This window comes from Janibacter terrae (genome assembly GCF_039636765.1).
GTDB classification, from domain to species: Bacteria; Actinomycetota; Actinomycetes; order Actinomycetales; family Dermatophilaceae; genus Janibacter; species Janibacter terrae.
In genome coordinates this window covers 617,193-633,183 of sequence record NZ_CP144167.1, presented here as the reverse complement: position 1 = coordinate 633,183, position 15,991 = coordinate 617,193, and the positions used below count along the sequence as shown (strand labels likewise).

Genomic DNA, 15,991 nt, shown 5'->3' with positions numbered 1-15,991 from the left:
TTCGCGACGGTTGCTTCGCGACCTCCTCAGGGAGCGGTGGTTAGGTTGGCCCCATGAGTGACGTCACCGTGCTGCACAACCCGAAGTGCTCGACCTCCCGCGCCGCCATCGAGGCCGTCGACGCGGCCGGCACGCAGGCCGAGGTCGTCCAGTACCTCAAGGAGCCCCTCGACGAGGCGGCCCTGCGCGAGCTCATCGGCAAGCTCGAGGACGAGCCGACCGACCTCGTGCGCCGCGACTCCTTCTTCAAGGAGCAGGGCCTGACCGACGCCGACGTCGCGACCGTCGACCAGGTCGTCGCCGTGCTCGTGGAGCACCCGCGCCTCATGCAGCGCCCGGTGCTCGTCAAGGGCGATGTCGCGATCATCGGTCGGCCCAAGGAGCGGGTCGCGCCCTTCCTGGCCGGCTGAGCGACGCTCAGACCTGCAGCTCGCCCATCTCGTCCCAGCCGGTCCCCTCGACGGTGCGGCTGATGATGCGGGGCGTCTCGGCGAGGGTCGGGCGCATCGCCTCGAGCCCCTGGGCGAAGTGGTCGCTCGTCACGTGCGCCTCGCCCGCGTCGTCCTGGAAGGCCTCGACGAGCACCCACTCGTCGTCGCTCTCGATGCTGCGGCTCCACTCGAAGAAGATGTTGCCCGGCTCGGCCCGCGTGGCCTCGGTGAACTCCCGGACGATCTGCGGGAAGCGCTCCGTGTACTCGGGCTTGGTGCGGTACTTCACGACGATGAGGATCATGCGCCCACGCTAGCCCGCCGGATGACCACGCCCGGGCACATCCTCCCCTAGGCTCGGCCCCATGACGCGACCGCACGCAGCCGCGATCATCGAGGACGCCTGGCACCGCCAGCTGGCCGGCGCCATGCGCCGACGAGGCTGGGGCACCCGCGTCCTCGCCTTCACCGGCTACGGCAGCACCGAGCGCGTCCGCGTCCTCGGCCGCGTCCTGATGACCCGTCGCCCGTACGCACCGGCGGCCGCGGACGCCCGCGCGACGTGGCTCGAGCTGCGCACCGCCGACAGCGAGCGAAGGGGGTGGCGCGCCTTCTTCACCACACCGGCCGGTGGCGAGCCGGTCACCGTGCGCATCGGCGAGCGCGAGTACCGCACCCGGTCCGACCGGTCCGGGCTGCTCGACCTCACGATCACCGGCCACGGCCTGGAGCCCGGCTGGCACGACCTGCAGATCGTCTCCCCGCGGGCGGCGGACACGACGGCGGCGGTCTTCGTCGTCGAGCAGGGGCAGACCTTCGGCATCGTCTCCGACATCGACGACACGATCATCACGACGACGATGCCGCGACCGATGATCGCCGCGTACAACACCTTCTTCCGCCACGAGGGCACCCGCCGCCCCGTGCCGGGCATGGCGACGATGTACCGCGAGCTGCTCGCCGAGCACCCGGGCGCCCCGATCGTCTACGTCTCGACGGGCGCGTGGAACGCGGTGCCGTCCATCACCCGCTTCCTCCGGCGCTCGGGCTACCCCCTCGGCCCGATGCTCATGACCGACTGGGGGCCGACCAACACCGGCTGGTTCCGCTCCGGTCGCGACCACAAGCGCGCCTGCCTGCACCGGCTCGCCCGCGAGCTGCCCGACGTGCGCTGGCTGCTCATCGGCGACGACGGGCAGCACGACCCGAGCATCTACGGCGAGTTCGCCGAGCAGCTGCCCGAGCGGGTGCGCGCCATCGGCATCCGCACGCTGTCGGCGACCGAGCAGCTGCTGAGCCACTTCACGCCGATCGCGACCGACGACTACGCGCAGCACGTCGGCGTCGAGCTGCCGGTGTGCCACGCGAGCGACGGCTACACGATGCTCGAGCAGCTGCGCGAGTGCCTCGGGGCGACCCGTGCCTGAGCTGCCGGAGGTCCAGCGGCTCGTCGACGTGCTCGGCGAGCGGCTCTCCGGCCTGGCCGTCGAGCGCCTGGAGCTCGCGTCCTTCTCCGTGCTCAAGACCTTCGACCCGCCGCCGCAGGCGCTCGAGGGCGCCCCCGTCGACGGGGTCCACCGCCACGGCAAGTTCATCGACATCGACTGCGACGGGACGCACCTCGTCATCCACCTGGCCCGCGCCGGCTGGATCCGCTGGTCCGACGAGCTGCCCGGCACACCACTGCGCCCCGGCAAGTCGCCGATCGCGCTGCGCGTGCGGCTCGTCGACGGGTCGGGCTTCGACGTCACCGAGGCGGGGACCAAGAAGTCCCTCGCCGCCTACCTCGTGCGTGACGTCCAGGAGGTCCCCGGCATCGCCCGCCTGGGTCCCGACCCGCTCTCCGGCGAGCTGACCCGCGAGGCCTTCGGCGTCCTCCTCGCCGGACGCAAGACGCAGATCAAGGGGGTGCTGCGCGACCAGTCGCTCATCGCCGGCGTGGGCAACGCCTACTCCGACGAGGTCCTGCACGCGGCGCGGCTGTCCCCCTTCGCCCTCGCCTCGTCGCTGACGGAGGAGGAGGTCGACACGCTCCACGAGGCGCTGCGCACGACCCTCACCGAGGCGATCGCCGCCGCGTCGGGCAAGGCCGCGGCCGAGCTCAAGGACGCCAAGCGCTCGGGGATGCGGGTGCACGGGCGGACCGGCGAGGCCTGCCCGGTCTGCGGTGACGTCGTGCGCGAGGTGAGCTTCGCCGACCGCTCGCTGCAGTACTGCGCCACCTGCCAGACGGGCGGCAAGCCGCTCGCGGACCGGCGCACGAGCAAGTTCCTCAAGTAGTCAGTCCGCGGTGATGAGCCGCCACGCCGAGCGGATGTGCGCCTCGGTGACCGCGGCGGCCCGGTCCGGGTCGCCGGCGGTGACCGCCTCGAGGATCGCCCGGTGGTCGGCGCACAGCTTGTCCGCGACGTCCTCCCACGTCCCGACGGAGCGGAAGGCGTCGAGGATCGGCAGGCGCATCGACTCGCGGATCGCGGCGGTGAAGTCACGGGCCAGGTGGTTGCCGGCCGCGCGGGCGAGCAGCACGTGGAAGGCGGTGTCGCAGTCGTTGAAGCGACCGCGGTCGACCTGCGGGTCCTCCATCGCCTCGAGCAGACGCTCCATCTCGGCAAGGTCCTGCGGACTCGCGTGGGTGGCCGCGAGGCGCACGCTCAGCGTCTCGAGCGCCACGCGCACCTCGAGGACGTCGGGCAGGGGGAAGTTCGCCAGGGCGACGTGCAGCCGCAGCAGCCGCCCGAGTGCCCCGCTCGGCACCGCGGTGATGATCGTGCCTCCGGCGGCGCCCGCGCCGACCGCCGAGCGCACGACGCCCTGGGCCTCGAGGGTCCGCACGGCCTCGCGCACGGCGGCCCGGCCGACCTCGAGCATCTTGGCCAGCTCCCGCTCCGCGGGCAGGGTGTCGCCGACCGTGAGGCGGCCGTCGAGGATCCGGGCGTCGACCCACTCGAGCACGACCTCGTAGGCCTTGAGGCCCGGCGTGCCCCGGTCGGGGGCGGGAGCGTCCGTCACGAGCACAGGATGGCACGCCCGGGCAGCCGACGGACAGATGGTCGGACCATTCATGAGAGAGATTGGTCCGACCATTGACTCGGGCCCTCCCGGGGCTCTATCGTCGTCCCACCCGGGCAATGGTCCGACCATTGCTGACTCCCCGCCCGACGACGTGCACCGGAGGACGAGATGACGACGCTCGCCGCACTACCGACCTCATTCCAACCCGAGATCTCGCCCGTGGCCGACAGCCTCGCGATCTCCGCCCTCGTGGCCCTGCTCCCCCTCGTGACGATCTTCGTCACCCTCGGCGTCCTGAAGTGGAAGGCCCACTGGGCCGGCCTCTCCGCCGTCGCGGTCGCGATCCTCGTGGCGGTCATCTTCTTCAAGATGCCGCTCACCCTCGCCGGCCTCGCCGCGACCGAGGGCGCCGTCTTCGGCCTCTTCCCGATCATGTGGATCGTCTTCACGGCGATCGTCCTCTACCAGGTGACCGTGCGGTCGGGGCACTTCGAGGACCTGCGCGCGACCTTCCGTCTGATCTCCGACGACCCCCGCATCCAGGCGATCATCATCGCCTTCTGCTTCGGCGCGCTGCTCGAGGCCCTCGCCGGCTTCGGCGCCCCGGTGGCCATCACCGGCGTCATGCTCATGGCCGTCGGCTTCGCCCCCCTTCGCGCCGCCACGGTCGTGCTGCTCGCCAACACCGCCCCCGTCGCCTTCGGCGCCATCGCCATCCCGATCCTCACCGCCGGCAACCTCACCGGGATCCCGTACCAGGAGATCGGCGCCTACGTCGGCCACCAGGCCCCGGTCATCGCGATCTTCGTCCCGCTGCTGCTCGTCTTCATGGTCGACGGGCGAAGGGGGGTCCGCCAGACCTGGCCGGCGGCCGTCGTCATCGGCATCACCTTCGCCGTCACGCAGTGGGTCTCGGCCACGTGGATCTCGGTCGAGATGACCGACATCATCGCCTCGCTCGTCTCGCTCGCCGTCGCCGTCGCCTTCCTGCGCGTGTGGCAGCCCTCCGGTGGCGACGCGGCCACCGAGTCCCTGCAGGTCGAGCGCGAGAAGCAGCTGGCCACCGTCGGCGCCGGCACCGACGGCGCCCCGTCCGGCGCCGCCGGCGACTACCACATCTCCCCCGAGGAGCTCGACGCCCAGGCCCGGGCCCTCACGCCGCGGCGCATCGCGTGGGCGATGTTCCCCTACGTCCTCGTCGTCGCCGTCTTCTCCGTCGCCAAGCTCGTGCCGGCGGTCGACACCTGGCTCACCGGCACCAACGCCAAGATCCCGTGGCCCGGTCTGGCCGGCGAGGTGCTCAACCACGACGGCAGCGTCAACGGGTCGGCGACCTACACCTTCTCCTGGCTGTCCTCGCCCGGCACGATGCTCCTCGTCTGCTCCGTCGTCGTCGCCCTCGCCTACGGCATCGGCTTCTCCGGCCTCTTCGCCGAGATGAAGGAGACGGCGGTCAAGATGCGGTGGGCCTTCCTCACCGTCGCCTCGGTCCTCGCCCTGGCCTACGTCATGAACCTCTCCGGCCAGACGATCACCATCGGCGCGTGGATCGCCGGGACCGGCACCGCGTTCGCCTTCTTCAGCCCCCTGCTCGGCTGGATCGGCACGGCCGTCACCGGCTCGGACACCAGCGCCAACGCACTCTTCGCTACCCTGCAGCAAAGCGCCGCCGAGAGGGCCGGCATCGACCCGACCCTGCTCGTCGCCGCCAACACCTCCGGAGGAGTGGTCGGCAAGATGATCAGCCCGCAGAACCTCACGATCGCGGCCACGGCCGTCGGTCTCGTCGGGCAGGAGTCGGCGATCCTGCGCAAGGTGCTCCCGTGGAGCATCGGCCTCATCCTCGTCATGTGTCTGCTCGTCGGCCTCCAGTCGACGGTCCTGTCGTGGATGCTCCCGTGACCGCCCCGGCCCGCACCGACCTGCGCGTCGCCCTCTTCGCCACGTGCTTCAACGACACGATGTGGCCCGACACCCCCAAGGCAACGGTCCGCCTCCTCGAGCGGCTCGGCGTGCGGGTGGAGTTCCCGATGGAGCAGGCCTGCTGCGGCCAGGTGCTCACCAACACCGGGTACGGCCGCGACGCCGTCCCGATGGTGCAGCGCTTCGCGGACGTCTTCGAGGGGTACGACGCCGTCGTGGCGCCGTCGGGCTCATGCGTCGGCTCCGTCCGTGAGCAGCACGCCACCATCGCCCGGCACGCGGGCGAGGACCGCCTGCTCGAGCGGGTGCAGCGGGTGACGCCCAAGGTCCACGAGCTGTCCGAGTTCCTCGTCGAAGTGCTCGGGGTGACGGACGTCGGCGCGTACTTCCCGCACCGCGTCACCTACCACCCGACGTGCCACTCCCTGCGCATGCTGCGGGTCGGCGACAAGCCGCTGCAGCTGCTCCGGGCGGTCCGCGGGCTCGAGCTCGTCGACCTGCCGGGCGACACGGAGTGCTGCGGCTTCGGCGGGACCTTCGCGGTGAAGAACGCCGACGTCTCCGTCGCGATGGGCGCGGACAAGTGCCGCAACATCCGCTCGACCGACGCCGAGGTCGTCGTCGCGAGCGACAACTCCTGCCTGGCCCACATCGGCGGCATGCTCGACCGGCAGCGGTCCGGGGTGCGGCACATGCATCTGGCGGAGATCCTGGCATCCACGGAGGAGGACCCCTCATGAGCACGCAGACCCGCGGCGGACCGGTCCAGGAGACCTCGCCGACCTTCGTCGGGATGCCGGCCTTCCCCGACGCCGCCCGCGAGGCCCTCGACAACACCCAGCAGCGACGCAACCTGCGGCACGCGACGCACACGATCCGCGACAAGCGGGCCGCGGTCGTCGAGGAGCTGCCGGGGTGGGAGGCGCTGCGGGTCGCCGGGGCCGACGCCAAGGACGAGGCCCTCACCCATCTGGGCGACTACCTCGAGCAGCTGGAGGAGTCCCTCACCGCGCAGGGCGCGACGGTCCACTGGGCCCGGGACGCCGTCGAGGCCAACCGGATCGTGCTGGAGATCGTCCGCGCCAAGGAGGTCGACGAGGTCGTCAAGGTCAAGTCCATGGTGACCCAGGAGATCGAGCTCAACGAGGCGCTCGAGGAGGCGGGCATCCACGCGTGGGAGACCGACCTCGCCGAGCTCATCGTGCAGCTCGGGCACGATCGTCCGAGCCACATCCTCGTACCCGCGATCCACCGCAACCGCAGCGAGATCCGCGAGATCTTCCTCCGGGAGATGGCCAAGGTCGGGCGCCCCGCGCCCGAGGACCTCACCGACGACCCGGCGCGCCTCGCCGAGGCCGCGCGGCTGCACCTGCGGGAGAAGTTCCTGCGCGCCAAGGTGGGGATCTCCGGGGCCAACTTCGCGATCGCGGACACCGGCACGCTCGTCGTCGTCGAGTCCGAGGGCAACGGGCGGATGTGCCTCACGCTGCCGGAGACCCTCGTCTCCGTCGTCGGGATCGAGAAGGTCCTGCCCACGTGGGACGACCTGGCCCCGATGATGCAGCTGCTCCCCCGCTCCAGCACGGGCGAGCGGATGAACCCGTACACGACGATGTGGACCGGCGCGCACGACGGCGACGGACCCCAGGACGTGCACGTGATCCTGCTCGACAACGGTCGCAGCCACGTCCTCGCCGACACCGTCGGCCGCGAGGCCCTGCGCTGCATCCGCTGCTCGGCCTGCCTCAACGTCTGCCCCGTCTACGAGCGGACCGGCGGCCACGCCTACGGCTCTGTGTACCCGGGCCCGATCGGCGCGGTCCTCAACCCGCAGCTGCGGGGCACGAGCAGTGACATCGACGCGTCGCTGCCCTATGCCTCGAGCCTGTGCGGCGCGTGCTTCGACGCCTGCCCGGTACGGATCAACATCCCCGAGCTGCTCGTCGAGCTGCGCGGTCGGGTCACCGCCGAGGGCCATGTCGCCGAGGGTGCCGCCATGCGGGCCGCCGCCTGGGTGCTCTCCGACCCCAAGCGCCTGGCCGGCGCGCAGAAGGTGTCCGGCCTGGTCGGGCGCGCCGTCGCCGACCGGACGATCCGGTCCCTGCCTGGCCTCGGCGCGTGGACGGACGCGCGCGACGTACCCACCCCACCGACCGAGTCCTTCCGCCAGTGGTGGGCCCGCGAGAGAGGCGATGACCGATGAGCGCGCGCGAGGAGATCCTCAACCGGGTGCGCGGGGCGACCGCCGACGTCACCACCGAGGCCGGCTCCGTCCCCCGGGACCGGCTGACCGGCAGCGGCGCCGTCGACGCGGACGGCCTGACGCAGTTCGTCGAGAGGGTGCGGGACTACCGGGCCGAGGTCGTCCGGGTGCCCGCGGACGGACTCACCGAGGCGATCGCGACGGCCCTGCGCGGCAACGGGTGCCGCAGCGTCGTCGTCCCCGAGGGCCTCGATCCGGCCTGGGTGGAGTCGGTCGCGGGCGTGGCCGAGGTGCGACGCGAGTCGCGGACGAGCACGCACGCCGAGCTCGACGCCACCGACGCCGTGGTCACCGCCGCGGCGCTGGGCATCGCGGTCACGGGCACGATCGTCCTGGACCACCGCGAGGACCAGGGCCGGCGGGCGCTGACCCTCGTGCCGGACACCCACGTGTGCGTCGTGCGCGCCGACCAGGTGGTGCAGGACGTACCGGACGCGGTGGCCCGGCTGCGGCCGGACGCCGCCGACGCCCGGCCGCTGACCTGGATCAGCGGACCGAGCGCCACGAGCGACATCGAGCTGCAGCGGGTCGAGGGGGTCCACGGTCCGCGGACCCTCGTCGTCCTCCTCGTCGACGCCTGACGTCCCGCGGGACGAAGGGGAGGTCAGCTCGGGTCGATCATGATCGCGCCCACACCGGACTCCACCCGGATCCTGCGCTCGGCCGTGGGGTCGCTGCCGATGGTGTTGGTGATGTCCGAGGCCCCGCCCTGCGTCGTCACCCGGTAGGGCACGGTGTCGGGGACACGGACGCGGGCCTCGCCGACGCCGACGCTCAGGTCGACCTCCCGTGGCGGCTCGGTGGCCTCGTAGTCGATCGCGCCGACCCCGAGGTGGATGCTCGCGTCCTCGCCGGTGGACCGGGCGATCGTCACGTCCGCGACGCCCGCCTCCACGTCGACGTCCCCGGACAGGCCCTCGACCTGGATGTCACCGACACCGTGCTCGATCGTCAGGTCGCTCGCGGGCGGCACGACGACCAGCCAGTCGACGCTGCAGACCGTGCCCGGGCCCCACGAGGGGCAGCGGGAGGTCAGCCGGGCCGTGCCGTCGCTCTCGCGCACGGTGGTCGTCGGCCTGCGCAGGCCCCACTCGCTCGTCATGACGACCTTGGGCCGCTCGCCCGGCTCGGCGGCGCGGACCCGGATGGCCCCGACGTCGCCCTCGATGCGGACGGCGGACGCCGCGGGCAGTGCCTGCTCGGTCGTCTCGGTCTGCTTGAGCATCGGCCCGACGAGGCTCAGGCCGGCGAGCAGGACGAGGACCAGCGAGACGAGCCCGGCGAGGGCCAGGATCGGTCCGCGCGGCGTGCGCGAGGGCGGCGCCTCGGCGGCCGCCCGTCCGGCCGCGGTGCGGCGCTGCGCGCGCTGCTCCACGGCGTCGTCGCGGTACCGCTCGCGCAACTCGGGGTCCGTGGGCTCCCCGGGACGAGGGGGCAGCGGGGTGGTGGGTGTGCTCGTCACGGGTCAGTCCTCCTGGTCGAGCCAGCGGAGCACGGCGAGCACCCGTCGGTGGTCGCCGTCGGCCGGAGGCAGGTCGAGCTTGGTGAAGATCGAGGTCACGTGCTTCTCCACGGCCCCGTCGGAGATGTACAGCGCCTTGCCGATCGCGGAGTTGGTGCGGCCCTGGGCCATGAGGTCCAGGACGTCCCGCTCCCGGGGGGTGAGCGCGGCGAGCGGGTCGGCGTGGCGGGCCCGGGTGAGCAGCTGGGTGACGACCTCGGGGTCCAGGACGGTCCCGCCGCCGGCGACGTCGTGCAGCGCGGCGATGAAGTCGCTCGTGTCGGCCACGCGGTCCTTGAGGAGGTACCCGACCCCCTTCGACCGCGACGCGACGAGCTCGGTCGCGTACTGCTCCTCGACGTACTGCGAGAGGACCATGACCGCGGTCTCGGGGTGCGACTCGCGCACCCGCAGCGCCGCGACGATGCCCTCGGAGGTGAAGGTCGGGGGCATCCGCACGTCGACGACGACGAGGTCGGGCTCGTGCTCGTCGACCGCCACGAGGAAGCTCTCGGCGTCGGGGCACGCGGCCGCGACGTCGAAGCCGGCCGAGCCCAGCAGGCGCACGATCCCGTCGCGCAGGAGCACGGAGTCCTCGGCGAGGACGACCTTGGTGGGGGTGGGCTGGGTGTCGGTCATCGCAGGCTCCGTCCGGTGCGAAGGGGGAGGGTGGCGGTGAGCCGCGTCGGCCCACCGTTCGGGGAGGACACGTCGAGCGTCCCGTCGACGGCCGTGAGCCGCTGGCGCAGCCCCGTCAGGCCCGTGCCGAGGCCGGGGTCGGCACCGCCGCGGCCGTCGTCGGTGACGACGGCGACGAGGTGCCCGTCGGTCGTGGTGACGTCGACCTCGGCGTGGGCGGCGCCGGAGTGCTTGGCGACATTGGTCAGGGCCTCGCTGACGACGAAGTAGGCGATCGCCTCGGTCGTCGGGTCGAGCCGCCCGACGTCGCGGACGTCGACCGAGGTCGGGACGGCGGAGCGGGCGGCCAGGGCCGGCAGGGCGGCCTCGAGCCCGCGGTCGGCGAGGATCGGCGGGACGATGCCGCGGGCGACGTGGCGCATCTCGACGATGGCCTCCTTCGCGGAGCGGTGCGCCTCGTCGACGAGCTCGGCGGCGGCGTCGGGGTCGCGGTGGATGGCCTCCTTGGCCATGCCGAGGGTCATCGCGATCGAGACCATCCGCTGCTGCGGGCCGTCGTGCAGGTCGCGCTCGATGCGCCGGCGCTCGGCCTCGACGGAGTCCACGGCCTCGCGGCGGGAGTCGGTGAGGGTGTCGACGCGGGCGGCCAGGTGCTCGACGACCCGGCGCTCGTCGCGGCCGAGGAGCCAGCGGGCGAGCATGACGTCGACCGATGTGAGCAGGTGCGCGACGAGCGGCATGAGGATGAGCGTGACGAGCGCACCGGTCCACACGGACGCGGTCGCGACGGCCCCGTCGACGCGCACCAGGCCGAAGACGAGGAAGCCGCGCTCCGGGATGCTCCCGGCGAAGAGCGGCAGGAGGAGGACGAGCAGCGCCTGGGTGAGGACCGCGAGCGTCACCCAGCCCGTGACGAAGCCCCACAGCGAGTGCAGCGCGAGGTAGGCCGTGCTGCGCCAGGAGTGCACGTCGAGGAAGAGACGGCGCCACAGCGGCTGCTCCACGCGCGCCGGCGGGTGCACGCTGCGCCCGGACAGGGCGATGATCCGGTGCCGCTCGGCGTGGCCGATCACCCCGCAGAGCCACAGGAGCGGGACGAGCAGGAAGATCCCCACGCCGCCGGCGCTGATGAGCAGCACCGAGGCGACGACGAGGGAGACGAGGACCATCGCGAAGATCGAGGTGAGGGCACTCGTGAGGAGGAGGAGCACGCTCCCCCAGCCGGCGAACCAGCGGAGGGGGAGACGGGTGCGCTCCCGGGGCGGCGTCATCGTTGCTGTGGTCACGTGACCAACCTAGGGAGGGCGGGTGCCGCGGGTCTGCCCCGTCCTCCCCCAGGTCGAAGGGGGGATGTCCCCCCTTCGTCCCCGGCGGTCAGGCGTAGGCGCGGGCCATGTCGACGGCCTGGGTCACGTACTCGCCGCCGAAGACGACCGCGTGGACCATGACGGGGAAGAGCTGGTGCAGACCGACGCGCTCCTGCCAGCCGTCGGCGAGGGGCGCGGCCTCGTCGTAGGCGGCGATGATCCGCGCGATGTGCGGCGCGGTGAAGAGCAGCAGCATCGCGAGGTCGGTCTCCGCGTGCCCACCGTGCGCGGCGGGGTCGATGAGGACGGCGCCCTGCCGGGTCCACAGGATGTTGCCCGCCCACAGGTCGCCGTGGATGCGGGCCGGCGGGCGGCCGTCGTCGAGCTCGCCGGACTCGAGCCGGGTCGCGACCCGCTCGAAGACGTCGGTCTCGTCGGCCCACAGGTCCTTGGACCGGCCGATGCGCAGCAGGTGGCGGATGCGCTGCTCGGCGAAGAAGGCGCCCCACGAGTCGGTCGGCTCCAGCGGCATGGGCAGCGGCGAGTCGGCCGGCCCGATGAACCCGTGGCTGCTCCAGCGCGCCGGCGGCGCCCCGAAGGCCGGGGCGCCGGCGGCGTGGGTCGCGGCGAGCGCGACACCCAGCTCGTCGGCCTGGACGTTGGTCGACGGCGCCGGGTCGTACTGGAGCAGGTCGATGTGGCCCAGGTCGACGTCCTGCAGCTCGGCGACCCGCGCCCCGCCCGAGGCCTGCGCCTCGGCGAGCCACAGCAGCCCGGCGGCCTCCCAGGAGGAGTAGCCGCGCGGTGCGGCGGAGGTGTCCTTGCGGTAGGTGCGGGGAGGCTTCACGGGAGCCAGCCTGCCACTCGCACCGGCCCGCTCCCCGAGGAGGTTGCGCGGCAACCGTCTCGAGGGATCACCGCACGCGCGGGAGCACGCCCGTCTCGTCGACGGGGGCCGCGGTCGAGCGCGAGCCCACCTTGATCGGGCCGGTCGCGCCCGCGGAGGTCTTGCCCTCGCCGGCGATCGCGACGGCCACGGTGTCGGCGACATCGGGGTGGAAGACGCTCGGGATGATGTACGAGGGGTTGATCTCCTCGTCCTTGACGACCGCGGCGATGGCGTCGGCGGCGCGGATGAGCATCTCGACGGTCACGTTCTCGGCGTGCGCGTCGAGCAGCCCGCGGAAGACGCCGGGGAAGGCGAGGACGTTGTTGATCTGGTTGGGGTAGTCGCTGCGGCCGGAGGCGACGACCTTCGCGTACTTGGCGGCCTCGGCGGGGTCGATCTCCGGGTCCGGGTTGGCGAGCGCGAAGACGATCGGGTCCTGCGCCATGTTGTCGCGGATCCACTCGGCCTTGAGCAGGTTGGGCGCGGAGACGCCAATGAAGACGTCGGCGCCCTGCAGGCCGTCGGCGAGGGTGCCGCGGACCCGGCGGGGGTTGGTGCGCTCGGCCAGCTCGCGCTTGGCACCGCTCAGCGACTCGTCGTCGGCGGAGAGCAGGCCCTCGCGGTCGTAGACGACGACGTCCTGGGCGCCCGCCGCGAGGAGCAGGGTGACGATCGCCGAGCCCGCGGCGCCGCCGCCGGAGACGACGATGCGCACCTCCTCGAGCCACTTGTCGACGACGCGCAGCGCGTTGCGCAGGGCGGCGAGGACGACGATGGCGGTGCCGTGCTGGTCGTCGTGGAAGACGGGGATGTCGAGGCTCTCGCGCAGCCGGCGCTCGATCTCGAAGCAGCGCGGGGCGGCGATGTCCTCGAGGTTGATGCCGCCGAAGCCGGGGGCGATCATCTCGACCGCGCGGATGATCTCCTCGGTGTCCTGTGAGGCGAGGCAGATCGGCCAGGCGTCGATGTCGGCGAACTGCTTGAACAGGGCCGCCTTGCCCTCCATGACCGGCATGGCGGCCTCGGGGCCGATGTTGCCCAGGCCGAGGACGGCCGAGCCGTCGGTGACGACGGCGACGCTGTTGCCCTTGATCGTCAGGCGGCGGGCGTCCTCGGGGTGCTTGGCGATCGCGGAGGAGACGCGCCCGACACCCGGCGTGTACGCCATGGACAGGTCGTCACGGGTCCTGAGCGCGACCTTGGACTGCACCGCGATCTTGCCGCCGAGGTGGAGCAGGAAGGTGCGGTCGGAGACCTTGTGCACCTTGACGCCGTCGATGGCCTCCACGGCCTCGACGAGGTCGTCGGTGTGGTCGACGTCGAAGCCGGAGCAGGTCACGTCGATGACGAGCCGGTCGTGGCGCGAGTCGGCGATGTCGACGGCGGTGACGATGCCGCCCTGCTCGGCGATCGCGGTGGCGATGCGGCCGACGACGGCGTAGTCGGGCGAGGTGTGCAGGCGGATGGTGACGGAGTACGACGAAGGCGTTGCGGCAGGCATGTGACCAGTCTCTCACCGTCGCAACGATGGTCCTCGACAGCCCGCGACGGGTGCCAGCCCGGCGTCGCGCAGATCTGGTGCGAGCTGGCCAGGGGGGAGCTCGAGCTGTCGGAGGGCCGGTCGGCCCAGGCGGCCGAGCGGCTGACCTTGCTCGTGACCCGGCTGGACGAGCTCGGGGTCGGCGACGCGAACCTCGACCCCGGGCCGGACCTCGTGGACGCGCTCCTGCGCGTGGGTGAGGTCGAGGCCGCCACCCGCGCCGCCCGGCGCTACGCGAGCGTCGCCGGCCCCGACGCCCGGCCGTGGACCGTGGCGCGCGTGCAGCGGGCGCTCGGGTTGGTCGCCCCCGACGAGGCGTGCGACGCCCCCTTCGCCCTGGCGCTGGTGTCCCATGCCAGGACACGGGACACCTTCGAGGCGGCCCGGACCCGTCTGGCGTAAGGGATGAGGCTGCGCCGCGCGGGGCGTCGCGTCGATGCCCGCCCGGTGCTGCGGGAGGCGCTGTCGACCTTCGAGGACCTCGGGGCCGGGCTCTGGGCGGAGAGCGCGCGGGTGGAGCTGGCCGCGACCGGCGAGCGCGTGCCGCCCAGGGCACCGACGGGCCCGGACTCGCTCACGCCGCAGGAGCTGCAGGTGTGCCTGCTGCTGGCCGACGGGAGGACGACCCGCGAGGCCGCGGCCGCGCTCTTCCTCAGCCCCAAGACCATCGAGTACCACCTGCGCAAGGCGTACTCGAAGCTGGCCATCCACTCACGGCAGGAGCTCGGCGAGGTCCTGGCCGACCTCGGGTGAGCCCGTGGCCCGCGACGCGCCGATCGCTGCATCTGCGTCAATATCCGGATCTGCCTAGAGGCCCGGATACGGTCGCATCGTGGACCCGATCACCAACCCCTATGCCCCCGGCGCCGGCCAGCGCCCACCCGAGCTCGCCGGCCGCGACGAGCAGCTGACGCGCTTCGACGTCGTGCTCAAGCGCATCGTCAGCGGCCGGCCGGAGCGCTCCCTCGTCCTCACCGGGCTGCGGGGGGTCGGCAAGACGGTGCTGCTCAACCAGCTGCGCTCGGCTGCCGTCCGCGCGAAGTGGGGCACCGGCAAGCTCGAGGCGCGCCCCGAGCTCGGCCTGCGCCGCCCGCTGGCGAGCGCGCTGCACCAGGCGGTGCGCGAGCTCGGGCACACCCAGGAGGAGGAGGTCGAGCACGTGCTCGGCGTCATCAAGTCCTTCGCCCAGCGCGACGCGAAGCCCGGGACCAAGCTGCGCGAGGTGTGGAACCCCGGCATCGACGCGCCCGCCATCAAGGGGCGCGCGGACTCGGGCGACATCGAGATCGACCTCGTCGAGCTCTTCACCGACGTCGGGGGTCTGGCCGCGGACCTCGGGCGGGGTGTCGCGGTCTTCATCGACGAGATGCAGGACCTCGGGCCGGAGGACATCTCTGCGATCTGCGCCGCCTGCCACGAGATGAGCCAGTCGGGGCTGCCGCTCATCGTCGTCGGCGCGGGCCTGCCGCACCTGCCGGCGGTGCTCTCGGCGAGCAAGTCGTACAGCGAGCGGCTCTTCCGGTACCAGCGGATCGGCCGGCTCGCCCGCGAGGAGGCCGACCGGGCGCTCACCGCGCCGGCGGCCGACGAGCTCGCGGAGTTCGAGCAGGGCGCGCTCGACGCGCTGTACGTCGCGACGGGCGGCTACCCGTACTTCATCCAGGCGTACGGCAAGGCGGTGTGGGACCAGGCGCCGCAGTCGCCGATCCGCGCCGAGGACGTGCGGGTCGCCTCGCCCGAGGCCGAGTCGGAGCTGGCGGTGGGCTTCTTCGGCTCGCGGTACGAGCGGGCGACGCCCGGCGAGCGCGAGTACCTGCGGGCGATGGCGGACGTCGCGGCCGGCATCGCGGCGAAGGGGGAGGAGGCCCTCGACGACATCGAGTCCGTCCTGACCTCCGAGGTCGCGAGCACGCTCGGCAAGAAGCCGCAGTCGCTCTCCCCCGCCCGGGACGCGCTGCTCAAGAAGGGCCTGATCTACTCCGCCGAGCGGGGGCGGATCGCCTTCACGGTGCCGCACTTCGGGCGGTACCTGCGCGAGCAGACCTGATCAGCTCGGGGAGCCGGGGCCTCGACGTCGTGATCGGGAGGAACCCGCCCCACCGGAACGGGCGGCCGCCGAGAACGCCACCGAGCACCCCAGGACGAAACCGAGGTCGTACCAGTGGCCCGTGTTGTGGACCTCGTAGATCGTCACGTCCTCGTCGAAGAGCGAGACCACGAACGTGATCGGTGAGATGGACCCGTGCCACAGACCCATGAGGAACCCGCTCTGCGGCTGCGTGTCCACGAGGGTGTTGGGGCCGGCAGCGCAGGACGACAGCAGGAGCGCGACCACCACGAGAGCCATCAGCATGCGCAGGGCCCGTCGGGCTGATGGTGCGGACATGGGCCCATCCTGCTGCCGGTGACGTCATGGCGTCAGGGCCATTGGTCCCTGCCCGCCCCGCCGGAGCGGTGGAAGTGTGGACCACGTGGTGGCGCGCCCG

General features: G+C 72.6%; 18 protein-coding genes. 10 read left to right on the top strand and 8 right to left on the bottom strand.

Going from position 1 to position 15,991, the window contains the following annotated elements; genetic code table 11:
• Window positions 1-53 precede the first annotated feature (53 nt).
• A complete protein-coding gene (locus V3C34_RS03170; RefSeq protein ID WP_068425102.1) occupies window positions 54-410 on the top strand; it encodes an ArsC/Spx/MgsR family protein in 357 nt (118 codons plus the stop codon).
• 7 nt (window positions 411-417) lie between these two features.
• Here V3C34_RS03170 and V3C34_RS03165 read toward each other — a convergent pair whose 3' ends face one another.
• Window positions 418-735 (bottom strand): putative quinol monooxygenase, encoded by a 318-nt coding sequence (locus V3C34_RS03165; RefSeq protein WP_068425105.1) that lies wholly within the window; start codon window positions 733-735, stop codon window positions 418-420.
• Between the two features lie 61 nt (window positions 736-796).
• On the opposite strand from V3C34_RS03165, the gene V3C34_RS03160 reads away from it, so the two are divergent.
• Both V3C34_RS03160 and V3C34_RS03155 read left to right on the top strand, forming a co-directional pair.
• Window positions 797-1,858 (top strand): App1 family protein, encoded by a 1,062-nt coding sequence (locus tag V3C34_RS03160; RefSeq protein WP_068425108.1) that lies wholly within the window; start codon window positions 797-799, stop codon window positions 1,856-1,858.
• Window positions 1,851-2,711, top strand: a complete 861-nt coding sequence (locus V3C34_RS03155; RefSeq protein WP_068425111.1) for an Fpg/Nei family DNA glycosylase — start codon at window positions 1,851-1,853, stop codon at window positions 2,709-2,711. Before V3C34_RS03160 ends, V3C34_RS03155 begins: the two co-directional genes overlap by 8 nt.
• Here the strand turns inward: V3C34_RS03155 and V3C34_RS03150 are convergent, their stop codons facing one another.
• Window positions 2,712-3,440 carry a FadR/GntR family transcriptional regulator gene (locus V3C34_RS03150; RefSeq protein WP_346008042.1) on the bottom strand — a complete coding sequence of 243 codons (729 nt, stop codon included), beginning with the start codon at window positions 3,438-3,440 and terminating at the stop codon, window positions 2,712-2,714.
• Between the two features lie 171 nt (window positions 3,441-3,611).
• Between V3C34_RS03150 and V3C34_RS03145 the strand changes: the two genes are divergently transcribed.
• From V3C34_RS03145 to V3C34_RS03130, 4 genes are read left to right on the top strand one after another with little or no spacing between them, the layout of a single operon-like run.
• On the top strand, window positions 3,612-5,345 hold the full coding sequence (locus tag V3C34_RS03145; protein WP_068425114.1) for an L-lactate permease: 1,734 nt from the start codon (window positions 3,612-3,614) through the stop codon (window positions 5,343-5,345).
• Window positions 5,342-6,106 (top strand): (Fe-S)-binding protein, encoded by a 765-nt coding sequence (locus tag V3C34_RS03140; protein ID WP_346008041.1) that lies wholly within the window; start codon window positions 5,342-5,344, stop codon window positions 6,104-6,106. The genes V3C34_RS03145 and V3C34_RS03140 overlap by 4 nt, the downstream gene beginning before the upstream one ends.
• On the top strand, window positions 6,103-7,569 hold the full coding sequence (locus V3C34_RS03135; protein WP_068327234.1) for a LutB/LldF family L-lactate oxidation iron-sulfur protein: 1,467 nt from the start codon (window positions 6,103-6,105) through the stop codon (window positions 7,567-7,569). The genes V3C34_RS03140 and V3C34_RS03135 overlap by 4 nt, the downstream gene beginning before the upstream one ends.
• A complete protein-coding gene (locus tag V3C34_RS03130) occupies window positions 7,566-8,210 on the top strand; it encodes a lactate utilization protein C (RefSeq protein WP_346008040.1) in 645 nt (214 codons plus the stop codon). The genes V3C34_RS03135 and V3C34_RS03130 overlap by 4 nt, the downstream gene beginning before the upstream one ends.
• A gap of 23 nt (window positions 8,211-8,233) precedes the next feature.
• Here the strand turns inward: V3C34_RS03130 and V3C34_RS03125 are convergent, their stop codons facing one another.
• The 5 genes from V3C34_RS03125 to V3C34_RS03105 all read right to left on the bottom strand — a co-directional run bounded on the left by V3C34_RS03125 (window position 8,234) and on the right by V3C34_RS03105 (window position 13,466).
• Window positions 8,234-9,091: a hypothetical protein gene (locus tag V3C34_RS03125; protein ID WP_346008039.1), complete on the bottom strand. Its 858-nt coding sequence runs from the start codon at window positions 9,089-9,091 to the stop codon at window positions 8,234-8,236.
• 3 nt (window positions 9,092-9,094) lie between these two features.
• Window positions 9,095-9,769: a response regulator gene (locus tag V3C34_RS03120; protein WP_068425124.1), complete on the bottom strand. Its 675-nt coding sequence runs from the start codon at window positions 9,767-9,769 to the stop codon at window positions 9,095-9,097.
• Window positions 9,766-11,055, bottom strand: a complete 1,290-nt coding sequence (locus tag V3C34_RS03115; protein WP_346008038.1) for a sensor histidine kinase — start codon at window positions 11,053-11,055, stop codon at window positions 9,766-9,768. Before V3C34_RS03115 ends, V3C34_RS03120 begins: the two co-directional genes overlap by 4 nt.
• Before the next feature lie 88 nt (window positions 11,056-11,143).
• Window positions 11,144-11,923 (bottom strand): fructosamine kinase family protein, encoded by a 780-nt coding sequence (locus tag V3C34_RS03110; protein WP_346008037.1) that lies wholly within the window; start codon window positions 11,921-11,923, stop codon window positions 11,144-11,146.
• 67 nt (window positions 11,924-11,990) lie between these two features.
• A complete protein-coding gene (locus V3C34_RS03105) occupies window positions 11,991-13,466 on the bottom strand; it encodes an NAD-dependent malic enzyme (protein ID WP_068327252.1) in 1,476 nt (491 codons plus the stop codon).
• On the opposite strand from V3C34_RS03105, the gene V3C34_RS03100 reads away from it, so the two are divergent.
• From V3C34_RS03100 to V3C34_RS03090, 3 genes are all read left to right on the top strand, one after another.
• On the top strand, window positions 13,467-13,907 hold the full coding sequence (locus V3C34_RS03100) for a hypothetical protein (RefSeq protein ID WP_068327255.1): 441 nt from the start codon (window positions 13,467-13,469) through the stop codon (window positions 13,905-13,907). It begins immediately after the preceding gene.
• 3 nt (window positions 13,908-13,910) lie between these two features.
• Window positions 13,911-14,258, top strand: coding sequence for a helix-turn-helix transcriptional regulator (locus V3C34_RS03095; protein ID WP_082807670.1), 348 nt, complete (start codon window positions 13,911-13,913; stop codon window positions 14,256-14,258).
• Between the two features lie 79 nt (window positions 14,259-14,337).
• Complete coding sequence (locus V3C34_RS03090; RefSeq protein WP_068327261.1) at window positions 14,338-15,552, top strand: ATP-binding protein; 1,215 nt, start codon at window positions 14,338-14,340, stop codon at window positions 15,550-15,552.
• Here V3C34_RS03090 and V3C34_RS03085 read toward each other — a convergent pair whose 3' ends face one another.
• Entirely contained in the window at window positions 15,553-15,891 is a 339-nt protein-coding gene (locus tag V3C34_RS03085; protein WP_068327264.1) for a hypothetical protein, read from the bottom strand.
• Between the last annotated feature and the right edge of the window lie 100 nt (window positions 15,892-15,991).